Consider the following 15,635-nt stretch of genomic DNA (forward strand, 5'->3'; position numbering starts at 1 on the left):
GAATATAATACGCCCGGCAATGCCGTCATTTCGAGCGAAGGAGATGACGACTGTCTATTTTGCTCCAGGCTCCCCCAAACTAAAAATCCCCGGTCACGTTAAGTAACCGGGGATTCTATCATTTAAAAGCAAAATTATTTTTTAGCTTGTTGCTGTTGTTGCTGACGCATATAATCATCTAAACGCTGTTGAAATTTAGATTTTTTCTTTTTCTCATCAACTGGTCTGGCTTTATTCTGTTGAATTAAAGCATGGATTTTCTCATCATCAACCATTTTACGGATCAGGAACTGCTGTCCGAACGTCATTAAGTTGGCTAAGAAGTAATAATAGTTCAATCCGGCCGGATAGCTATTTAATACCCCTAAGAAAATAATTGGCATGATATAACCAATGTATTTCATCTGACCGGTAGCTCCAGAAACCTGGTTATTGAAATAAGTCATGATCAGGGTCGAAACGGTCATCAATACACACATTAAGCTCAGGTGATCGCCAATGAACGGAATTTTAACCCCAAACCTGATAAATTCATCGTAAGTTGATAAATCTTTCATCCAAAGGAAACTCTCTCCGCGTAACTCGAACAAGTTAGGGAAGAAGAAGAAAAAGGCCATAACCAAAGGCAATTGTAATACCATCGGTAAACATCCTCCCAATGGGTTTACGCCTGCTTTCTTATATAATTTTAAATATTCCTGCTGAACCAGTGTTGGGTTATCTTCGCCTACTTTAGCTTTAATTTCGTCCATTTCTGGCTTTAAAACCCTCATTTTAGCCATAGATAAATATGACTTGTAGGTAAGTGGTGATAAAGCAAGTTTTAACAAGATGGTTAGTACCAGGATGATCAAACCGTAGTTCCAGTTAAAGCTGTTTAAAAAGTTAAATACAGGCAGTACAATGAAACGGTTAATGTATTTTAGTGGCCAGTAACCTAAATCTACCTGTTTTTCTAAATCGTATCCCTGTGCTTTTAAAGCAGAGAACTTATTGGTACCGAAATAGAATTCCATTTCATATACCTGGTTTGCAGTATGCGCATAAGGCAATTGCATATTGGCATCATAAAATTTCACCTGGCCTGGAGCGGTAGGGATTTTAACTTCCAGGCTTCCTTTTTCGAATGCCTGTTTAGAAATTAATGAAGCCGAGAAAAAGTGCTGTTTAAAAGAAAACCATTGGATTTTACCTTTCGATAACTCTTCTTTCTCATCTTTTGCAACACTTAAGTGGTTAACATCTCCATCCAAATATTTGTAGTATGGTGCAGAATAGCGGTGTTCACTTTCGATCGATTTTTCCTGCTGTAATAGGGTTGTCGCCCAGTTTAAGCCGATAGTATTACCGGCAATTACCTGTTGTAAACCAACTAAATTTACATTAAAGGCTACTTTGTTGCTCAACGGTTTTAGATCGTAAACATATTCTACATAAGCATTGGCGCCATAGTTGGCACGCATGGTAACCGTGTTGCCGCTTTTGGTTGATGTAAAATATAAATCGTTGGTATTGATTACTTTACCGGCTGCATTTAAATTTAAACCAAACTTGTTCTCGCTGCCTGCAAATAAAATAAGCGGTTTGCCGGCAAAGGTTTTCTGGCCTTTAACTTCAACCGAAGTAATTTTACCACCTTTATTACTTAAGGTAATCAGCAAATTTTCATTTTCTAAAACAGTATTGGCTTCAGTTCCCGTTAAAGCAGTACCAAAAGGGCCTTTTAAGGCTAAAGAATCGACAGCTGCATTAGCAATTGCAGCGGCTTTAGTGGTGTCTTTTTGTGCTGGTGTTACACCGGCTTTTTTCAAAGAATCCAGGCGTTCGGTTTCTTTGGCTTTTTTAATTTCAGCCTCACTGGGCCTAAAAAAGTAGAACGATCCTGCCAAAATGATCATGATCAGGAACAGTCCTGTAAAGGTATTTCTATCCATTATTTATGTTTATACTGCTTTTAATTCGTTTTCTTTTTCGCAAACTCCATTGCAGCGGCGACAAATTTAACAAAAAGTGGGTGAGGATTAGCAACTGTTGATTTTAATTCTGGGTGAAACTGTCCGCCAACGAAAAAAGGATGGTTTTTAAGCTCTATAATTTCCACTAAATTGGTCTGTGGGTTCATACCCGAGGCAATCATGCCGGCATCTTCATATTGCTTTAAATAAGCGTTGTTAAATTCGTAACGGTGACGGTGACGCTCATTGATATGCGATTTTCCATAAATAGAAAAAGCTTTAGTTCCTTTTTTAATATCGCATGGATAAGAGCCTAAACGCATGGTGCCGCCCTTATTGGTTACTTTTTTCTGCTCCTCCATCATGTTGATTACCGGATTTGCTGTATTTTCTTCAATTTCGGTTGTGTTTGCATCCTTTAAGCCCAAAACATTACGGCCAAATTCTATCACAGCACATTGCATACCCAGGCAGATTCCAAAGAAAGGAACATTGTTCTCGCGCACATATTTAATGGCATCAATCTTACCTTCAATACCGCGGCTGCCAAAACCCGGAGCAACTAAAACACCTTGCAGGTGACCAAGTTTTTCTTTTACGTTATCAGGGAAAATACCTTCAGAATGGATGTATTCTACCTTAACCTTACATTCGTTTTTCGAACCTGCATGTACAAAAGATTCGATAATCGATTTATAGGCATCCGGCAACTCTACATATTTACCAATCAAGCCAATTCTTACTTCTGCAGTAGGGTTTTTTAAACGGCCAAGGAAATCTTTCCAGCTTTCCATATCCGGATCGTTTTTGGTAGGCAGTTTTAATTTAGATAAAACAGTTTTATCCAGTTGTTCTTTTAACATCAGCAATGGCACATCGTAAATAGTAGAGGCATCCATCGATTCGATTACCGCATTGATGTTAACGTTACAGAATAATGCAATTTTTTTTCTTAAGTCAGCACTTAAGTGGTGCTCGGTGCGGCAAACCAGTATATCCGGTTGTATTCCGTATTCCAGTAAAGCTTTAACGGAGTGCTGGGTTGGCTTGGTTTTTAACTCGCCTGCTGCAGCTAAATAAGGAACCAGGGTTAGGTGGATTACAATGGCATTGGTGCTGCCTTCTTCCCACTTAAACTGACGAACAGCTTCGATAAACGGTAAAGATTCAATATCGCCAACTGTTCCGCCAAGTTCAGTAATTACAATATCGTATTCACCGCTTTCACCTAAAATACGCATGTTGCGCTTAATCTCATCGGTAATATGCGGAACAACCTGTACCGTTTTGCCTAAATATTCGCCTTTACGTTCTTTGTTAATTACGTTCTGGTAAATACGGCCGGTGGTAATGTTATTTGCCTGCGAAGTTGGAACGTTAAGGAAACGCTCATAATGACCAAGATCCAGGTCGGTTTCAGCACCGTCTTCCGTAACAAAGCATTCGCCATGTTCGTAGGGGTTTAAAGTTCCTGGATCGATATTAATGTACGGATCGAATTTTTGAATGGTTACACGGTAGCCACGTGCCTGTAAAAGTTTAGCTAAAGATGCGGAAATGATGCCCTTACCCAAAGAGGAAGTAACACCGCCCGTAACAAAAATATACTTTGTCATGATTGATAATTTGTGAAATTAAGCAGGCTTTCTAGACCTGTTTAATTGTTTTTGTACGGGATACAAAGATACAAAAAAATATCGCTCGTTTAAGCTACTTGTTTGAATATTTTTTAATTGAATTATAGCTCTGATATTGACTGTTTTAGGGAAAAATGTTGCTTTAAAGTATCAGCGTATAAAGTTCTTTTTTAATATCTTCTACCTTTCTGGGGTTCTTTTTATCATCGTAACGCGTGTAAAGGTCGAGCATTTTTTTGAAATCTTTTTCCGTATCCGTTCTTTTTCCTTTTGCAGGAGGAGCAATGTTTAAGATCGGAACATTTTTCGCTTCAACCTTGGTAGCAAACCAGGTGGTGTTATAACGTGGTATAGCCAAACCCAATATCATGCCTGGTAAACCGGTAAATCCTTCCGGACCACCTTTTAATAAAATCTCGTCGGTATAAAAAGCCACCACAGTAACAGAATCGTTTATTACTGTTATGGCTTTACGGCACTCATAACCTGCAATTTGGCGCACATCGTTCATGATTTTCCAACGGAGATGGGGGATGGTATCTTTTAAAATAAAATCTTCACCCGATATTAGTTTTCTTATTACCCTTGCATTTTTGCTGAAATCAGTATACAGCTCGTTCGTATTTTCACCTGCAATAAAGAAGAAATTATTGTCGTTTAAGGTTTCTTTTGGTTTGATTTTGTAAATGGATGTGCTATCGTTAAAATTATAATCCCAGTTGGAAATCCTGTATTTACTCATTTTATCCCTTGCATCGTCTGATATCCAGGTGTTAGAGGCCAATTGCTGCTTTTGATTGATCTTTTTTTCGAATGTTATTTTAGCACTTTTGATGAAAACAGTTTGCGCCTTTATTATTGTAACTGCAAAAAACAGCATCATTGTTAATCCTAAATGTTTCATCTTCTGTTAGTTTTTGTCTTGTTTAATAAAATTTCCCGTTAAATTATAGGTGATTCCGATGAGCACATACCTTGGAATAAAACTGTTGGTGTATTCGCTGATGTTATTACCGCCAACGTAACGGTTGTAGCCGATTTTTTGAGCCAGAATATCTGAAATGGCTATTTTTAATTCCAGTTCCTGTGCTTTAAGCATCTTCTTTGATAGGTAGGCGTTCCATAATGCGATATTTACCGGTGTGCTAAACGAAGCATTTGCAGGCTGATAGGATAAAGAAATAGTGGTGTTAAATTCAGTGTTATAAGGAAGTTCTATATTACCCGAAATTTCGTGATTGTGGCTAAAGTTTCTGCCATTATTAATAGAACCGATTGATGAACGGCTGTTTGAAAAAGTAACTGATGGATTATATTGAATTTGAACCTTATCGTCATAGTAGCTAAAACGTGGGCGTATATTAATGCTGTTGTTCACATTCTCATTTAACTTATTGTTTAGGATAGAAACTGAGTTAGAATGGTTGAAACTGGCATTTAAACCTGCATTAAAATGAATTTTACTGAAGCCTTTATTAAAGCTCACACCTCCGTAAAAGTTATTATTGCCGTTTAAATTAATATAACTACTCGTGGTTTTGTTCACATCATCAACCATTCTGGAGCTTACAACAGCATTTTTGGTAAAGCTGTAGCCGCCATATATATAAGCATACATCTGCGATTTTTGCTGGTAGGTATTGAAATTAAAGCTGAAACTGTTGTTAAACGATGGTTTTAGATTGGGATTACCTTTAATTTCGTAAAGTGGATTGTTGATTTGCCTGATGGGTTGTAATTGATCTAAACTGGGCTGCCGGGTATATCCGCTATAGCTTAAGGATGCACTTGTATTTCTACCGAGTTTATAATTGAGATTACTCTGTGGTGCCCAGTTTAAATAGTTGCGGTTAAATTTGTTGTTACGGTCTAAATCATTCAGCTCGAATGTTGTTTCGGTAGCTTCTGCACCGCCAGATAAGGTGAATTTCTTTGCCCTGTATTGCAATACTACCTTGCCTATATTCGAAAAATTGTTAAAATCGAAATTATTGCTCAGCGAATCGATTCGCCTGTTGTTTAATGATTTATCGAACACCAGTTTATGGCTATTGGAGTTTACTGTTTTAAAACTATAAGCAGCTTGTAGCGAAAATTGTTTGCCTAATGGTTCAGTATATGCTATTCTTGCGCCAAGAGAGCTTTCACTGCCAGAGTTGTCGTTAAGGAAATCCTGATTAACGGTTCGGTTAATTGCACCACTGGCGTCATAATAATGGGTAACACTTAAGCTGTTGCCCAAACTGGTGCTGCTTTTGGTTTCAGGTTGCAGATCAATAGAAAGTGTTCTTCCTTTTTTTACAAACTTTTTAGCGTAATTAATATTGCCGTTAAACAGGTCATTATTTCCATTACTATCATTAGTCTGGTCGCTGTTATTGACAAATATCCCTGCATCATTTTTAGTTTCATTTGTACTTATATATTGGCTGCTGTTTTTACGTTTACTGCCCGCAAATGAAATTTTCAAAGTTGAAAGTGAATCTAATTTAATGTCAACACTTCCTTTTAAACTCTGTCCGGTATTTCGGGTTTCGCTGTTTGCGCTACTTGCACTAAAGAAATTTGTTCCGTCAGGCAGTAACGACTGGTTTTTGGATGTTGTTCTGTCCAATATGTTTCTGTCACTGCCTTTATAGTTGAGCTTTAAACCAACTTTGTTTTCGTTCCATTTATTAGAGAAATGCGCACCATAACCTGTTACATCCGGTAGTCCGTTTGATGGCGAAAAATCATCCTCATCACGACTTCCATAACTGATCATCATCGTACTGCCATCATCGCCAACTTCGATTATATCATAATCATTGCCTTTAAGTTTGCTCATGGCAGCACTTGCCTTCGAATCCTGATTGGTATTGGAGTTAGAACCAAACACTGCCGCTTTTAATTTATTTTTATAGATACCAGCCATGCCACCCATGTTTTTGTAGTGCTTAAGGTCGCTATTGGCATCCAACGTGCTTAAGTAACCATTTTTAGCATTTTCCTTGAGCTTAATATTCATGACCTTTTCCTTGGATTCGCCTTCCTTAATGCCCGATAGTTCTTCTGTCTTTGTTTTTTTGTCGTAAACCTGGACCTCACTAACGGCATTGGCTTTCAGGTATTTCTGCGCCAGAAGCGGATCATCACCAAAAAATTCTTCGCCGTCAACCAACAAGGTATTTACATCTTTTCCACCTGCTTTTATTGCACCATCTTTATCAATCTCTATTCCAGGAAGTCGCCTTAACAGGTCCTGCAGGTTAGCATGTGGCTTTACCGCAAAACTATCTGCCTGGTAGGTTATGGTATCGCCTTTCATACTAATCGCTTGTTTTTGCGCTTTAATTACAACTTCATTTAAAAGTGTGGCTTTACTATCCATCGGGATTTTACCAAGGTTAAACCGGCTGGAATCAGAAAGCTGGATATCGCGGATATAATCGGCCATTTTAGGGTAGGTGATCACCAGCGTATAGGTGCCTTTTTTCAAACCCGACAATTCAAATTCGCCATTGGCTTTTGCCCTGACATCTTTAACCAGGATAGAATCTTTGTTATTAATGAGCAATATGGAGCTGTTGGCAAGGTTTGTTTTTTCTACTGTATCAACTACTATACCTTTAATACTGGCTTTTTGGGCGAGGGCAGGGAGGAACAGTGCCGAAAAAACAAAAACGGCGAGGAAATTTTTGAGCATTATAGAGAAACGTTGGTAAACAGTTGTTTGGTTATGGGTGGTGAAAATACAACTATTTTTTTAGTTATTAAAAATATTTGAAATATATTTTATCATTCGAAAATTATTACTTTAAAACATCTTCACCTGATTGTTGGATTAATTTCCTAATCAACACCAGCTGGCCCAAATGGTAATAACTGTGTTCAATAACGGCTTCTATATTGCGGAGGTAGGTGCCATATTTTTCATCTACAAAAACTTCATCAAGTCTTTCTTCGGGCATTTCTGCCACTTCCTGAACAAAATCTGTTGAATTGGCCAGAAAATTTTCTATCAACTGTTTCCAGTCCTGGGCTGATCGGAGTGGAGGTAAATCAAAACTATATTTATCTTTGATGGTTAAAGGCCCGCCGCTGAATACCTGTAAAAGTCCGGCTAAATAATAATTGATATGGTAGGTTAGGGCTGCAATGGTATTTAGATCTGCTACCTGATGGATAGCCTGTTCCCAGCTGATATTTTCCAGTTGATCTTTATAATTGGTGTTGGCAATCCAGTAGCCATCCAATAAAACAGCGCTTAACCGGCTTGCTATCAATTCAGTTTTTTTCATGCAGAAATACTTTGAGAAACGCATTATTGCGAATTAAGTACTTTAAATTACATGTAATAGCTGAATGTACAATGATTTACTATTTATTTTTGCTGATCTATACTTTGATTCAACCTGGCAAGCCAGAAATTAGCTGGTGGTTTTTTACAATTTTAAGCCCCGAATTTCACAGGCATTTTTATAAAACCTAAAGCTAAAACGGTACACGCCGCAAATAACATGATTGCCGAATCGTCAATCGGGCATTCTGTAACCGTAACTGTCCTGATGATTCCGCATTGACCATTTACGGAGCAATTTCTGTAGTTCGGATCCCCATTGCCTGCACTCTCACTCGAAGCATTGGCTAATGGTGGTGTAATAGAGCAATAACTATCCAGACTTTTAGAATTGGTTGTACTGCTATAGAAAGTCACCGTATAACCATTGCAACTTCCTGATCCACCGGCAACATCAGTATATATAGGATCACTTGTACGGGGTAAACCTGTATTATGCTGGTATATAACACAGCCTGTATAGGTTGTTTGCGCATACGTATTTAATGCAGTTAGGGATAAAATAAATACCCATACAAACTGAAGACGTTTCATTAATGTAATCAATAAAATACCATTGAACCAATTGGTAATCGGCCCACTTGATATGTTAGACAGGAATAGACATTTTAAATTGTATTATCAGCGGTTCGCCTATAATAGAATTCAAGTGCAAATATAAACGTTGTATTAACGATTAAGAAGGATAATATTAAAGGATTAAGCCTTAATTGGTGTATTTTACTCTAATGAGGAATGTTTTGGTCAGTTTTCTTGAGTTGATATAATGAAGGCCTAATGCATTACATAAAGTACCGACAGATGCGCACGATATAATGCGTTAAGCAGCCTATCGTCATAAATGGGAATTAACAACAGTTATAATAAATCTTTACTTTTTGTTCTTTTTCGCTCCAGGCAAGGTAAATGTTGTTTTCTTTACCTAAACGATATTTGAAACCATTTAAGCCTGTTTTTTTCAGTTCTTCGTAAAGTGCTTTATCAGGAACATAATTGTCGGCCTTATCTTCGGGCATTACGGCAGGTTCCAGGAAGTTTTCGTCGCTAAAAAAATCATCAGCAATGGTTTTTATAAAAGCGATCTGGTCTTTCTCTTTTCTCAGATCAATATTGGGGTCGGTACTGCCTAATAATTCAGTACCCTTTATTTTAGCATTATAGATCTCTTTTCCATCCGCTTTTTTGATGGTAAAACTCAATACCATTTCTTCAGGTTTTCTGCCGGTAAGTTCGATTTTAAAAGTATCCAGTGTTTTTAGATCAGAGAATGATTTGGTTACACTTTGGTTAACATTTTTAAACTCGATGGCATTGGTTTCTTTTTTGCCTTTCGAATTGCAGGCAACTAACGCAAATAGGCCGATTGTAAAGAAGAGCAGTATATTTCTCATGCTCAAAACTACAAATTTTATGCTTCTTTTTATATCAGGCGAAAATACTAACCTCTAATTAAAATTGTTGCAAGTTGCCTGTTATTTCCTATATTTACGTAACTGATTACGTAATTAATTTATTTATGGATTTTTTTGAACAAACGGGCAAAGTTGCAATTGGCAGCAGGCTCAGGATGTTAACCGATAAGGTAACTGAAGATGCCGCCAATATTTATCAACTCTATAACATCGATATGCAACCCAAATGGTTCCCGGTTTTTTATTCTTTATCACAGGGCGAAGAGAAAACCATAACCGAATTGGCTAAGCTAATTGGCCATTCTCATCCTTCTGTTAGTAAAATGATTGGCGAAATGCTGAAAAAAGGCTATGTAAAAGAAAGCAGGGATAAAGAAGATGGCAGGCGAAATGTGATCAGCTTATCTGATGCGGGTAAGCAAGTTGCCGATAAAATTAAAGACCAGCTCATTGATGTAGAGGCGGCAATTGAAGAGCTATCGGCACAAACCCAAAATAAACTTTGGGAAGCAATAGGCGAGTGGGAATTTTTATTAGAACAAAAAAACTTATTGAGAAGGGTAATGGAAAAGAAAAAAGAAAGAGACAGTTTAAAGGTTGAAATTATAGATTATCAGCCTAAATACCAGGAAATATTCAGATCGCTGAATGTAGAATGGATTTCAAAATATTTTACCATGGAAGAATCTGATTACAAAGCTTTGGATAACCCACAAGGCTATATTTTAGATAAAGGTGGGGTAATATTAGTTGCACGCTACGAAGGTGAACCGTTAGGCGTTTGTGCGTTAATTAAGATGAATGACGGCGAATATGATTTCGAACTGGCCAAAATGGCCGTATCACCAAAAGCCCAGGGAAAAAATGTAGGTTTTTTATTAGCAAATGCTATTATTGAAAAAGCCAGGTCGCTTAGTGCAACTAAAATTTATTTAGAGAGTAATACCATTTTAAAACCTGCCATTAACCTTTATCACAAATTAGGTTTTAAGAAAGTAGCAGGAAAGCCAACGCCTTATGCCAGGTGTAACATTCAAATGGAACTGGTTTTGAAATAGTCTGGAGTCAGTATTCGAGAGTCCGGAGAAAATTAGCCCCTTAAAAAACATCAACTAATGACAAATGAACAAATGACCAATGAACCAGGTAAACCTTACCCGTGTTTCAGTGCCTACAATAGATTATTTAACTTCAATAAATCTTCCGGCGTATCGATAGCCACTGTTTCTAAGTCAGTTACTTTTGTTTGGATATAAAACCCGTTTTCGATCCAGCGGAGCTGCTCTAAGCTTTCGGCAATTTCTAAGGAAGAGGGTGGAAGTTGGGTAATCGCTTCTAATGATTCGGTACGGTAACCATAAATACCAATGTGTTTGTAAAACCGGTGCTTTTCGGCCCATATACCCGGTTCGCCATTTCTGATAAAGGGGATAGGACTGCGGCTAAAGTACATGGCCCTGCCATTAACATCAATTACCACTTTGGGGCTGTTGGGATTATGAACACTTTCCTGATCATGGACCGGTTTGATCAGCGTGGCCAGTTGTACTTTTTCTTCAGTAAAACAACTTACCAGTAATTCAATCTGTGCAGGTTCGATAAAAGGTTCGTCGCCCTGGATATTGATCGCTATATCGTACCCGGGCATTTTTTTTATCACTTCGGCACACCTGTCGGTTCCGCTCTGGTGATCGGTTGAAGTAAAGATAAATTCTCCACCAAACCGCTTTACTTCATCAGCAATGCGCGTATCGTCTGTTGCCACAACCACTTTAGATAAGTTTTTAGCCTTTGATGCCTGCTCATAAACCCTTTGGATCATGGTTTTTCCGGCAATATCTATTAATGGCTTTCCCGGAAAACGGGTAGATTCATAACGTGCCGGAATAATTCCGATGATTTTTAGATTACCTAAAGCTGAATTTGATTTTTTATTGCTCATCTATTTCCAGTTTTCTGGTTTTCATGCTCAAAATCTTTTTCCATATTTATCACATTAAGATTAAACCCCTTACTACAGATTCACTCCTTCATGAACATGAATAGGAGCAACGGATTAAAATAATCCGTTTATTTCTGCCTCAATAGATTGGATCACTGTACCTAAATCTTCCGGATTATTGGTGAAATCGAGCTTGTCTTTATCTAAAATCAGTAATTTACCCAGGTTATATCCTTTTATCCAGGCTTCGTATTTTTCATTTAATTTAGAAAGGTAATCAATACGGATGCCTGCCTCGTATTCACGTCCGCGGCGCTGGATATTATTCACCAGGGTTGGTACCGAAGCGCGTAGATAAACCAATAAATCGGGTGGTTTAATAAAAGAAGTAATGTTGTCAAAAATAGCACGGTAGTTATCATGATCACGGGTGGTCATTAAAGCCATATCGTGCAGATTTTCGGCAAAAATGTGTGCATCTTCATAAATGGTCCTATCCTGTATCACATTCCGTTTATTTATTTCAATATCCGTAATCTGTTGAAAACGGCTGTTCAGGAAATAAATCTGAAGATTAAAGCTCCAACGTTTCATGTCGCTATAAAAATCCTCCAGGTACGGATTGTTGTCCACTGCTTCGTATAAAGCTTCCCATCCGTAATTTTTAGCCAATAAACCGGTTAAAGTGGTTTTACCGGCACCTATATTTCCTACAATTGCTATGTGCATATGTTCTTGCGTTTTGCGTTGAGCGTTTTGCGGGTGGCGTTGTTTTGCCAAACGCTAAGCGCTTATCGCAATATTAATTAAAAACTTTTAAAACCGATTAAACTACGAACCTCTTTGATGGTCTTTTGTGCGCTTTCACGGGCTTTTAATGCGCCATGTTTAGCTACTTGCCTTAAATAAGCATCATCTTTCGCAATATCCAAAATACGTTCACGCATTGGTGCGGTAGTGATAATCATATCTTCTGCCAGTTGTTTTTTGAAATCGCCATAGCGGATCTGCATTTTGTTATACAAATCTTCAAAATGTGCAAGGGTATCGGTACTCGAAACCACTTTCATTAAATCGAAAAGATTCTGGATCGGTTCAGGCTTAGGCTGGTTTTCTTCTGTAGGCCCTCCATCACTCACTGCTTTCATTACTTTCTTGCGGATAGTTTCCGGATCGTCTGATAAATAAACCGCATTGGCTTCACCTTCCGATTTGCCCATTTTACCTTTACCATCTAAACCAGGTACTTTAACCAGTTTGTCTGAGTAGGTAAATGCGTAAGGTTCAGGGAAATATTCGGTATTGTACAGTCTGTTGAAACGGTTCCCAAATGTACGGGCCATTTCCAGATGTTGCTCCTGGTCTTTTCCTACAGGTACTTTTGTAGCCTTATGGATTAAAATATCAGCCGCCATTAACACCGGGTAAGTTAATAAACCAGCATTAACATTATCGGGATTAGCCCGCACTTTGTCTTTAAAAGATGTGCTGCGTTCAAGCTCGCCCATATAAGCGTTCATGTTCAGGTATAAATAAAGTTCCGCAATTTCCGGAACATCACTCTGTATATAAATGGTGCTGTTTTCTGGGTCAATTCCACTTGCCAGGTATTCAACCAAAACATGTTTGATGTTTCCATGTAAGTCGGCAGGGGTAGGGTGTGTTGTTAAAGAATGTAGATCGGCAATAAAAAAATAGCAATTGTAGTCGTTTTGCATTTGCACGAAGTTTTTAACCGCGCCATAGTAATTGCCCAAATGTAATTTTCCTGTTGAGCGGATGCCGCTCACCACTGTTTCTTTCATAATGGCACGAAATTAAAAATAAAATACAAGCAAAAGGCACATCCGGTTAATTTTCATGGTAAGATTTTTTTGGTTTCCCGGTAATTACGCAGATATCGGCAGCGTTTTTTATGAAAGCTTCCGTTATGCTGAATTTATTTCAGTACCTATCTTGTTATAAAGACCCTGAAACACGTTCAGGGTGACGATCCGCTAATCAAATCAGCAGGCATTTATCTTGCCTAAGTTTTTCTGCTGATTCGCAGATATGTGCAGCGTTTTTTTTGTTTGAAAGTTGGCGTTCAGTGCTGAGTGGCGGCCAGCAGTCCTGCTTTCCGTTGCAAGTCCTCTCCCGATGTAAAATCGGGATTCCGGGCTTTTCACTGCAATCAGGCTTAAGAACAAAGTGGGTTGCTTAAGAAAATATAAATTCATCTGCGGTGATTATCTTAAATCTGCGGGGAAATATCTTGTTATTGGTTTATCGCTAATTACGCAGATATACGCGGCGTTTTTTGGTTTGAAAGTTGGCGTTCAGTGCCGAGTGGCGGCCAGCGGTCCTGCTTTCCGTTTCAATGCTACAAATCACAGCCTTAATCCTTAATTTGAAATTTCAAACTATTTTATATTTTTGATATATCTATGATCAACTTTCTAAGGCACGTACACCGGATTTGGTTTTTATTCTGGATACTGTTTTTTTTCGCGCTCTTTTATCCTCTTTATTACATTACTTCGCGTAATGAAAAGTATTACGGCACACTTAACTTTTGTCGTAAAGCCAATAGTTTTTTAAGCAGCCTGTTTTCAGGGGTTTTCTTTCGCTACCAGTACGAAGAAAAGCTCGATTCGAGGCAAACATATATTTATTGTGCCAACCACACCTCTAATTTAGATATCATGGTTTTCTGCATCATGGGGCATGGTAAATTCCATTTTATGGGTAAAGATGAATTATTGAATAATCCGATATTGGGCATTTTCTTTAAAACCATCGATATTTCTGTTAACCGTGATAGCAAAATTTCTGCTTTTAAAGCTTTTAAAAAAGCCGGCGAAAACCTGGAAAAAGGCATGAGCCTGGTGATTTTTCCCGAAGGAAAAATTGACGACCATTATCCACCAAAGTTAGGCGATTTTAAAAATGGTCCATTCCGGCTGGCAATAGATAAAAACATCCCCTTGGTACCGGTTAGTATTACAGATGTTTGGAAAATTAACTGGGATGATGGTGCTAAATATGGAAGTAAGCCAGGAATTTGCGATATTTACGTCCATAAACCTATAAATACTTCAGTTTTAGCCGATGTTGATACTGATCATTTTAAAGAAAAGGTTTTTAAATTGATAGACAGTAAGTTAGTATAATATGAATTTAGACGCAAAAACCATCCATAAAATAGCCGAGCTGGCCCGAATTCATATTGATGAAAAAGATGTAGATACCCTGATTCCTGAAATGAACAAAATTTTGTCGTTTATGGAAAAGCTAAATGAGTTGGATACGGCTAAAGTGAAGCCATTGGTTTATATGAACGAATCGGTAAATGTTTGGCGTGAAGATGTGGTGAAGCAGGAAATTTCTACCGCTGACGGATTAAAAAACGCTGCAAAACATACAGACCGGTTTTTTATGGTTCCAAAGATCATCGAAAAATAGTAGATCAGTACCGGTGAGATTTACATTTGTGCTTAATTTTTAATCCCCTTGTAACATCTTGCACCTTACGCTTGTCTAAAAAAGAAAAGACATGGAGAAACCACTCATCACCATAAAAGAAATCGGTCGTAAATATGTTATTGGATCTGAAGTTATCCATGCACTAAAATCAGTTTCGTTAGATATCTATAAAGGTGAATTTGTAGCATTGATGGGCCCGTCAGGTTCAGGTAAGTCGACCTTGATGAATATTTTAGGTTGTTTAGATACGCCCTCAAGCGGGACTTATGTTTTAAACGGAACCGATGTAAGCCACATGAGCGATGATGCACTTGCAGAAGTGCGTAACCAGGAAATTGGTTTCGTTTTCCAGACTTTTAACCTATTGCCACGCTCCACTTCTTTAGATAATGTTGCCTTACCCTTAATTTATGCCGGAACAAGTAAAAAGGACCGGGATGCAAGGGCAGCCAAAGCATTAGAGAATGTAGGCTTGGGCAACCGTATGGACCACAAACCAAACGAACTTTCGGGCGGTCAGCGCCAGCGTGTGGCTGTGGCCAGGGCATTGATCAATAATCCATCCATTATCCTGGCTGATGAGCCTACGGGTAACCTGGATACCAAGACTTCGGTAGAAATTATGGGGCTGCTGGAAGAAATTCACAGTAAAGGAAATACCATCATTTTAGTAACACACGAGGAAGATATTGCACAACATGCACACCGCATTGTACGTATGCGTGATGGTTTGATTGAAAACGATTATTTAAATACAGATATCAAAAATGTATCTCCGCGTTTGCAGGCCTTGAAAGAGACTGGCAGCGATTGGGAGAAAATTAATTAAGGCTTACGGTGTAAGGTTTAAGGCGTAAGGTTTTACCCTAAACCTTCTACCTTTTA

General features: G+C 38.3%; 14 protein-coding genes. 4 read left to right on the top strand and 10 right to left on the bottom strand.

What is annotated here, in order from left to right:
- Window positions 1-134: 134 nt before the first annotated feature.
- From yidC to GGQ60_RS03610, 7 genes are all read right to left on the bottom strand, one after another.
- Complete coding sequence (gene yidC, locus GGQ60_RS03580; protein WP_183760006.1) at window positions 135-1,934, bottom strand: membrane protein insertase YidC; 1,800 nt, start codon at window positions 1,932-1,934, stop codon at window positions 135-137.
- Window positions 1,935-1,954: 20 nt separating this feature from the next.
- Window positions 1,955-3,571 carry a CTP synthase gene (pyrG, locus tag GGQ60_RS03585; protein WP_183760007.1) on the bottom strand — a complete coding sequence of 539 codons (1,617 nt, stop codon included), beginning with the start codon at window positions 3,569-3,571 and terminating at the stop codon, window positions 1,955-1,957.
- 163 nt (window positions 3,572-3,734) lie between these two features.
- Entirely contained in the window at window positions 3,735-4,496 is a 762-nt protein-coding gene (locus GGQ60_RS03590) for a GLPGLI family protein (protein WP_183760008.1), read from the bottom strand.
- A gap of 6 nt (window positions 4,497-4,502) precedes the next feature.
- Window positions 4,503-7,277, bottom strand: coding sequence for an outer membrane beta-barrel protein (locus GGQ60_RS03595; RefSeq protein ID WP_183760009.1), 2,775 nt, complete (start codon window positions 7,275-7,277; stop codon window positions 4,503-4,505).
- 106 nt (window positions 7,278-7,383) lie between these two features.
- The gene (locus GGQ60_RS03600; RefSeq protein WP_183760010.1) at window positions 7,384-7,872 is read right to left on the bottom strand and encodes a DinB family protein; all 489 of its coding nucleotides are present in this window, start codon (window positions 7,870-7,872) and stop codon (window positions 7,384-7,386) included.
- A gap of 152 nt (window positions 7,873-8,024) precedes the next feature.
- Window positions 8,025-8,465 carry a hypothetical protein gene (locus GGQ60_RS03605; protein ID WP_183760011.1) on the bottom strand — a complete coding sequence of 147 codons (441 nt, stop codon included), beginning with the start codon at window positions 8,463-8,465 and terminating at the stop codon, window positions 8,025-8,027.
- Between the two features lie 314 nt (window positions 8,466-8,779).
- On the bottom strand, window positions 8,780-9,322 hold the full coding sequence (locus GGQ60_RS03610) for a hypothetical protein (RefSeq protein ID WP_183760012.1): 543 nt from the start codon (window positions 9,320-9,322) through the stop codon (window positions 8,780-8,782).
- Window positions 9,323-9,447: 125 nt separating this feature from the next.
- Here GGQ60_RS03610 and GGQ60_RS03615 point away from each other — a divergent pair, with 125 nt between their 5' ends.
- Entirely contained in the window at window positions 9,448-10,401 is a 954-nt protein-coding gene (locus GGQ60_RS03615) for a bifunctional helix-turn-helix transcriptional regulator/GNAT family N-acetyltransferase (RefSeq protein ID WP_183760013.1), read from the top strand.
- 113 nt (window positions 10,402-10,514) lie between these two features.
- On the opposite strand, the gene kdsB is transcribed toward GGQ60_RS03615, so the two are convergent.
- From kdsB to trpS, 3 genes are all read right to left on the bottom strand, one after another.
- Window positions 10,515-11,285: a 3-deoxy-manno-octulosonate cytidylyltransferase gene (gene kdsB, locus GGQ60_RS03620; RefSeq protein WP_183760014.1), complete on the bottom strand. Its 771-nt coding sequence runs from the start codon at window positions 11,283-11,285 to the stop codon at window positions 10,515-10,517.
- A gap of 114 nt (window positions 11,286-11,399) precedes the next feature.
- A complete protein-coding gene (locus GGQ60_RS03625) occupies window positions 11,400-12,014 on the bottom strand; it encodes a deoxynucleoside kinase (protein WP_108199015.1) in 615 nt (204 codons plus the stop codon).
- A 77-nt stretch (window positions 12,015-12,091) separates the two neighbouring features.
- A complete protein-coding gene (trpS, locus tag GGQ60_RS03630) occupies window positions 12,092-13,090 on the bottom strand; it encodes a tryptophan--tRNA ligase (protein WP_183760015.1) in 999 nt (332 codons plus the stop codon).
- Window positions 13,091-13,711: 621 nt separating this feature from the next.
- On the opposite strand from trpS, the gene GGQ60_RS03635 reads away from it, so the two are divergent.
- The 3 genes from GGQ60_RS03635 (at window position 13,712) to GGQ60_RS03645 (ending at window position 15,579) form a co-directional block, all read left to right on the top strand.
- Window positions 13,712-14,437, top strand: coding sequence for a lysophospholipid acyltransferase family protein (locus GGQ60_RS03635; protein WP_183760016.1), 726 nt, complete (start codon window positions 13,712-13,714; stop codon window positions 14,435-14,437).
- A gap of 1 nt (window position 14,438) precedes the next feature.
- Window positions 14,439-14,729 carry an Asp-tRNA(Asn)/Glu-tRNA(Gln) amidotransferase subunit GatC gene (gatC, locus tag GGQ60_RS03640; protein ID WP_183760017.1) on the top strand — a complete coding sequence of 97 codons (291 nt, stop codon included), beginning with the start codon at window positions 14,439-14,441 and terminating at the stop codon, window positions 14,727-14,729.
- 91 nt (window positions 14,730-14,820) lie between these two features.
- A complete protein-coding gene (locus GGQ60_RS03645; RefSeq protein ID WP_183760018.1) occupies window positions 14,821-15,579 on the top strand; it encodes an ABC transporter ATP-binding protein in 759 nt (252 codons plus the stop codon).
- Window positions 15,580-15,635: the final 56 nt, after the last annotated feature.

It is taken from the genome of Pedobacter zeae (assembly GCF_014196715.1).
Lineage (GTDB): Bacteria > Bacteroidota > Bacteroidia > Sphingobacteriales > Sphingobacteriaceae > Pedobacter > Pedobacter zeae.

What these genes read in the sequence shown, in the direction of transcription:
- yidC (WP_183760006.1), bottom strand. Translation starts at nt 1,934, where the DNA reads ATGGATAGAAATACCTTTACAGGACTGTTCCTGATCATGATCATTTTG.
- pyrG (WP_183760007.1), bottom strand. Translation starts at nt 3,571, where the DNA reads ATGACAAAGTATATTTTTGTTACGGGCGGTGTTACTTCCTCTTTGGGT.
- kdsB (WP_183760014.1), bottom strand. Translation starts at nt 11,285, where the DNA reads ATGAGCAATAAAAAATCAAATTCAGCTTTAGGTAATCTAAAAATCATC.
- gatC (WP_183760017.1), top strand. Translation starts at nt 14,439, where the DNA reads ATGAATTTAGACGCAAAAACCATCCATAAAATAGCCGAGCTGGCCCGA.
- GGQ60_RS03645 (WP_183760018.1), top strand. Translation starts at nt 14,821, where the DNA reads ATGGAGAAACCACTCATCACCATAAAAGAAATCGGTCGTAAATATGTT.
- trpS (WP_183760015.1), bottom strand. Translation starts at nt 13,090, where the DNA reads ATGAAAGAAACAGTGGTGAGCGGCATCCGCTCAACAGGAAAATTACAT.
- GGQ60_RS03625 (WP_108199015.1), bottom strand. Translation starts at nt 12,014, where the DNA reads ATGCACATAGCAATTGTAGGAAATATAGGTGCCGGTAAAACCACTTTA.
- GGQ60_RS03615 (WP_183760013.1), top strand. Translation starts at nt 9,448, where the DNA reads ATGGATTTTTTTGAACAAACGGGCAAAGTTGCAATTGGCAGCAGGCTC.
- GGQ60_RS03600 (WP_183760010.1), bottom strand. Translation starts at nt 7,872, where the DNA reads ATGAAAAAAACTGAATTGATAGCAAGCCGGTTAAGCGCTGTTTTATTG.
- GGQ60_RS03595 (WP_183760009.1), bottom strand. Translation starts at nt 7,277, where the DNA reads ATGCTCAAAAATTTCCTCGCCGTTTTTGTTTTTTCGGCACTGTTCCTC.
- GGQ60_RS03605 (WP_183760011.1), bottom strand. Translation starts at nt 8,465, where the DNA reads ATGAAACGTCTTCAGTTTGTATGGGTATTTATTTTATCCCTAACTGCA.
- GGQ60_RS03590 (WP_183760008.1), bottom strand. Translation starts at nt 4,496, where the DNA reads ATGAAACATTTAGGATTAACAATGATGCTGTTTTTTGCAGTTACAATA.
- GGQ60_RS03610 (WP_183760012.1), bottom strand. Translation starts at nt 9,322, where the DNA reads ATGAGAAATATACTGCTCTTCTTTACAATCGGCCTATTTGCGTTAGTT.
- GGQ60_RS03635 (WP_183760016.1), top strand. Translation starts at nt 13,712, where the DNA reads ATGATCAACTTTCTAAGGCACGTACACCGGATTTGGTTTTTATTCTGG.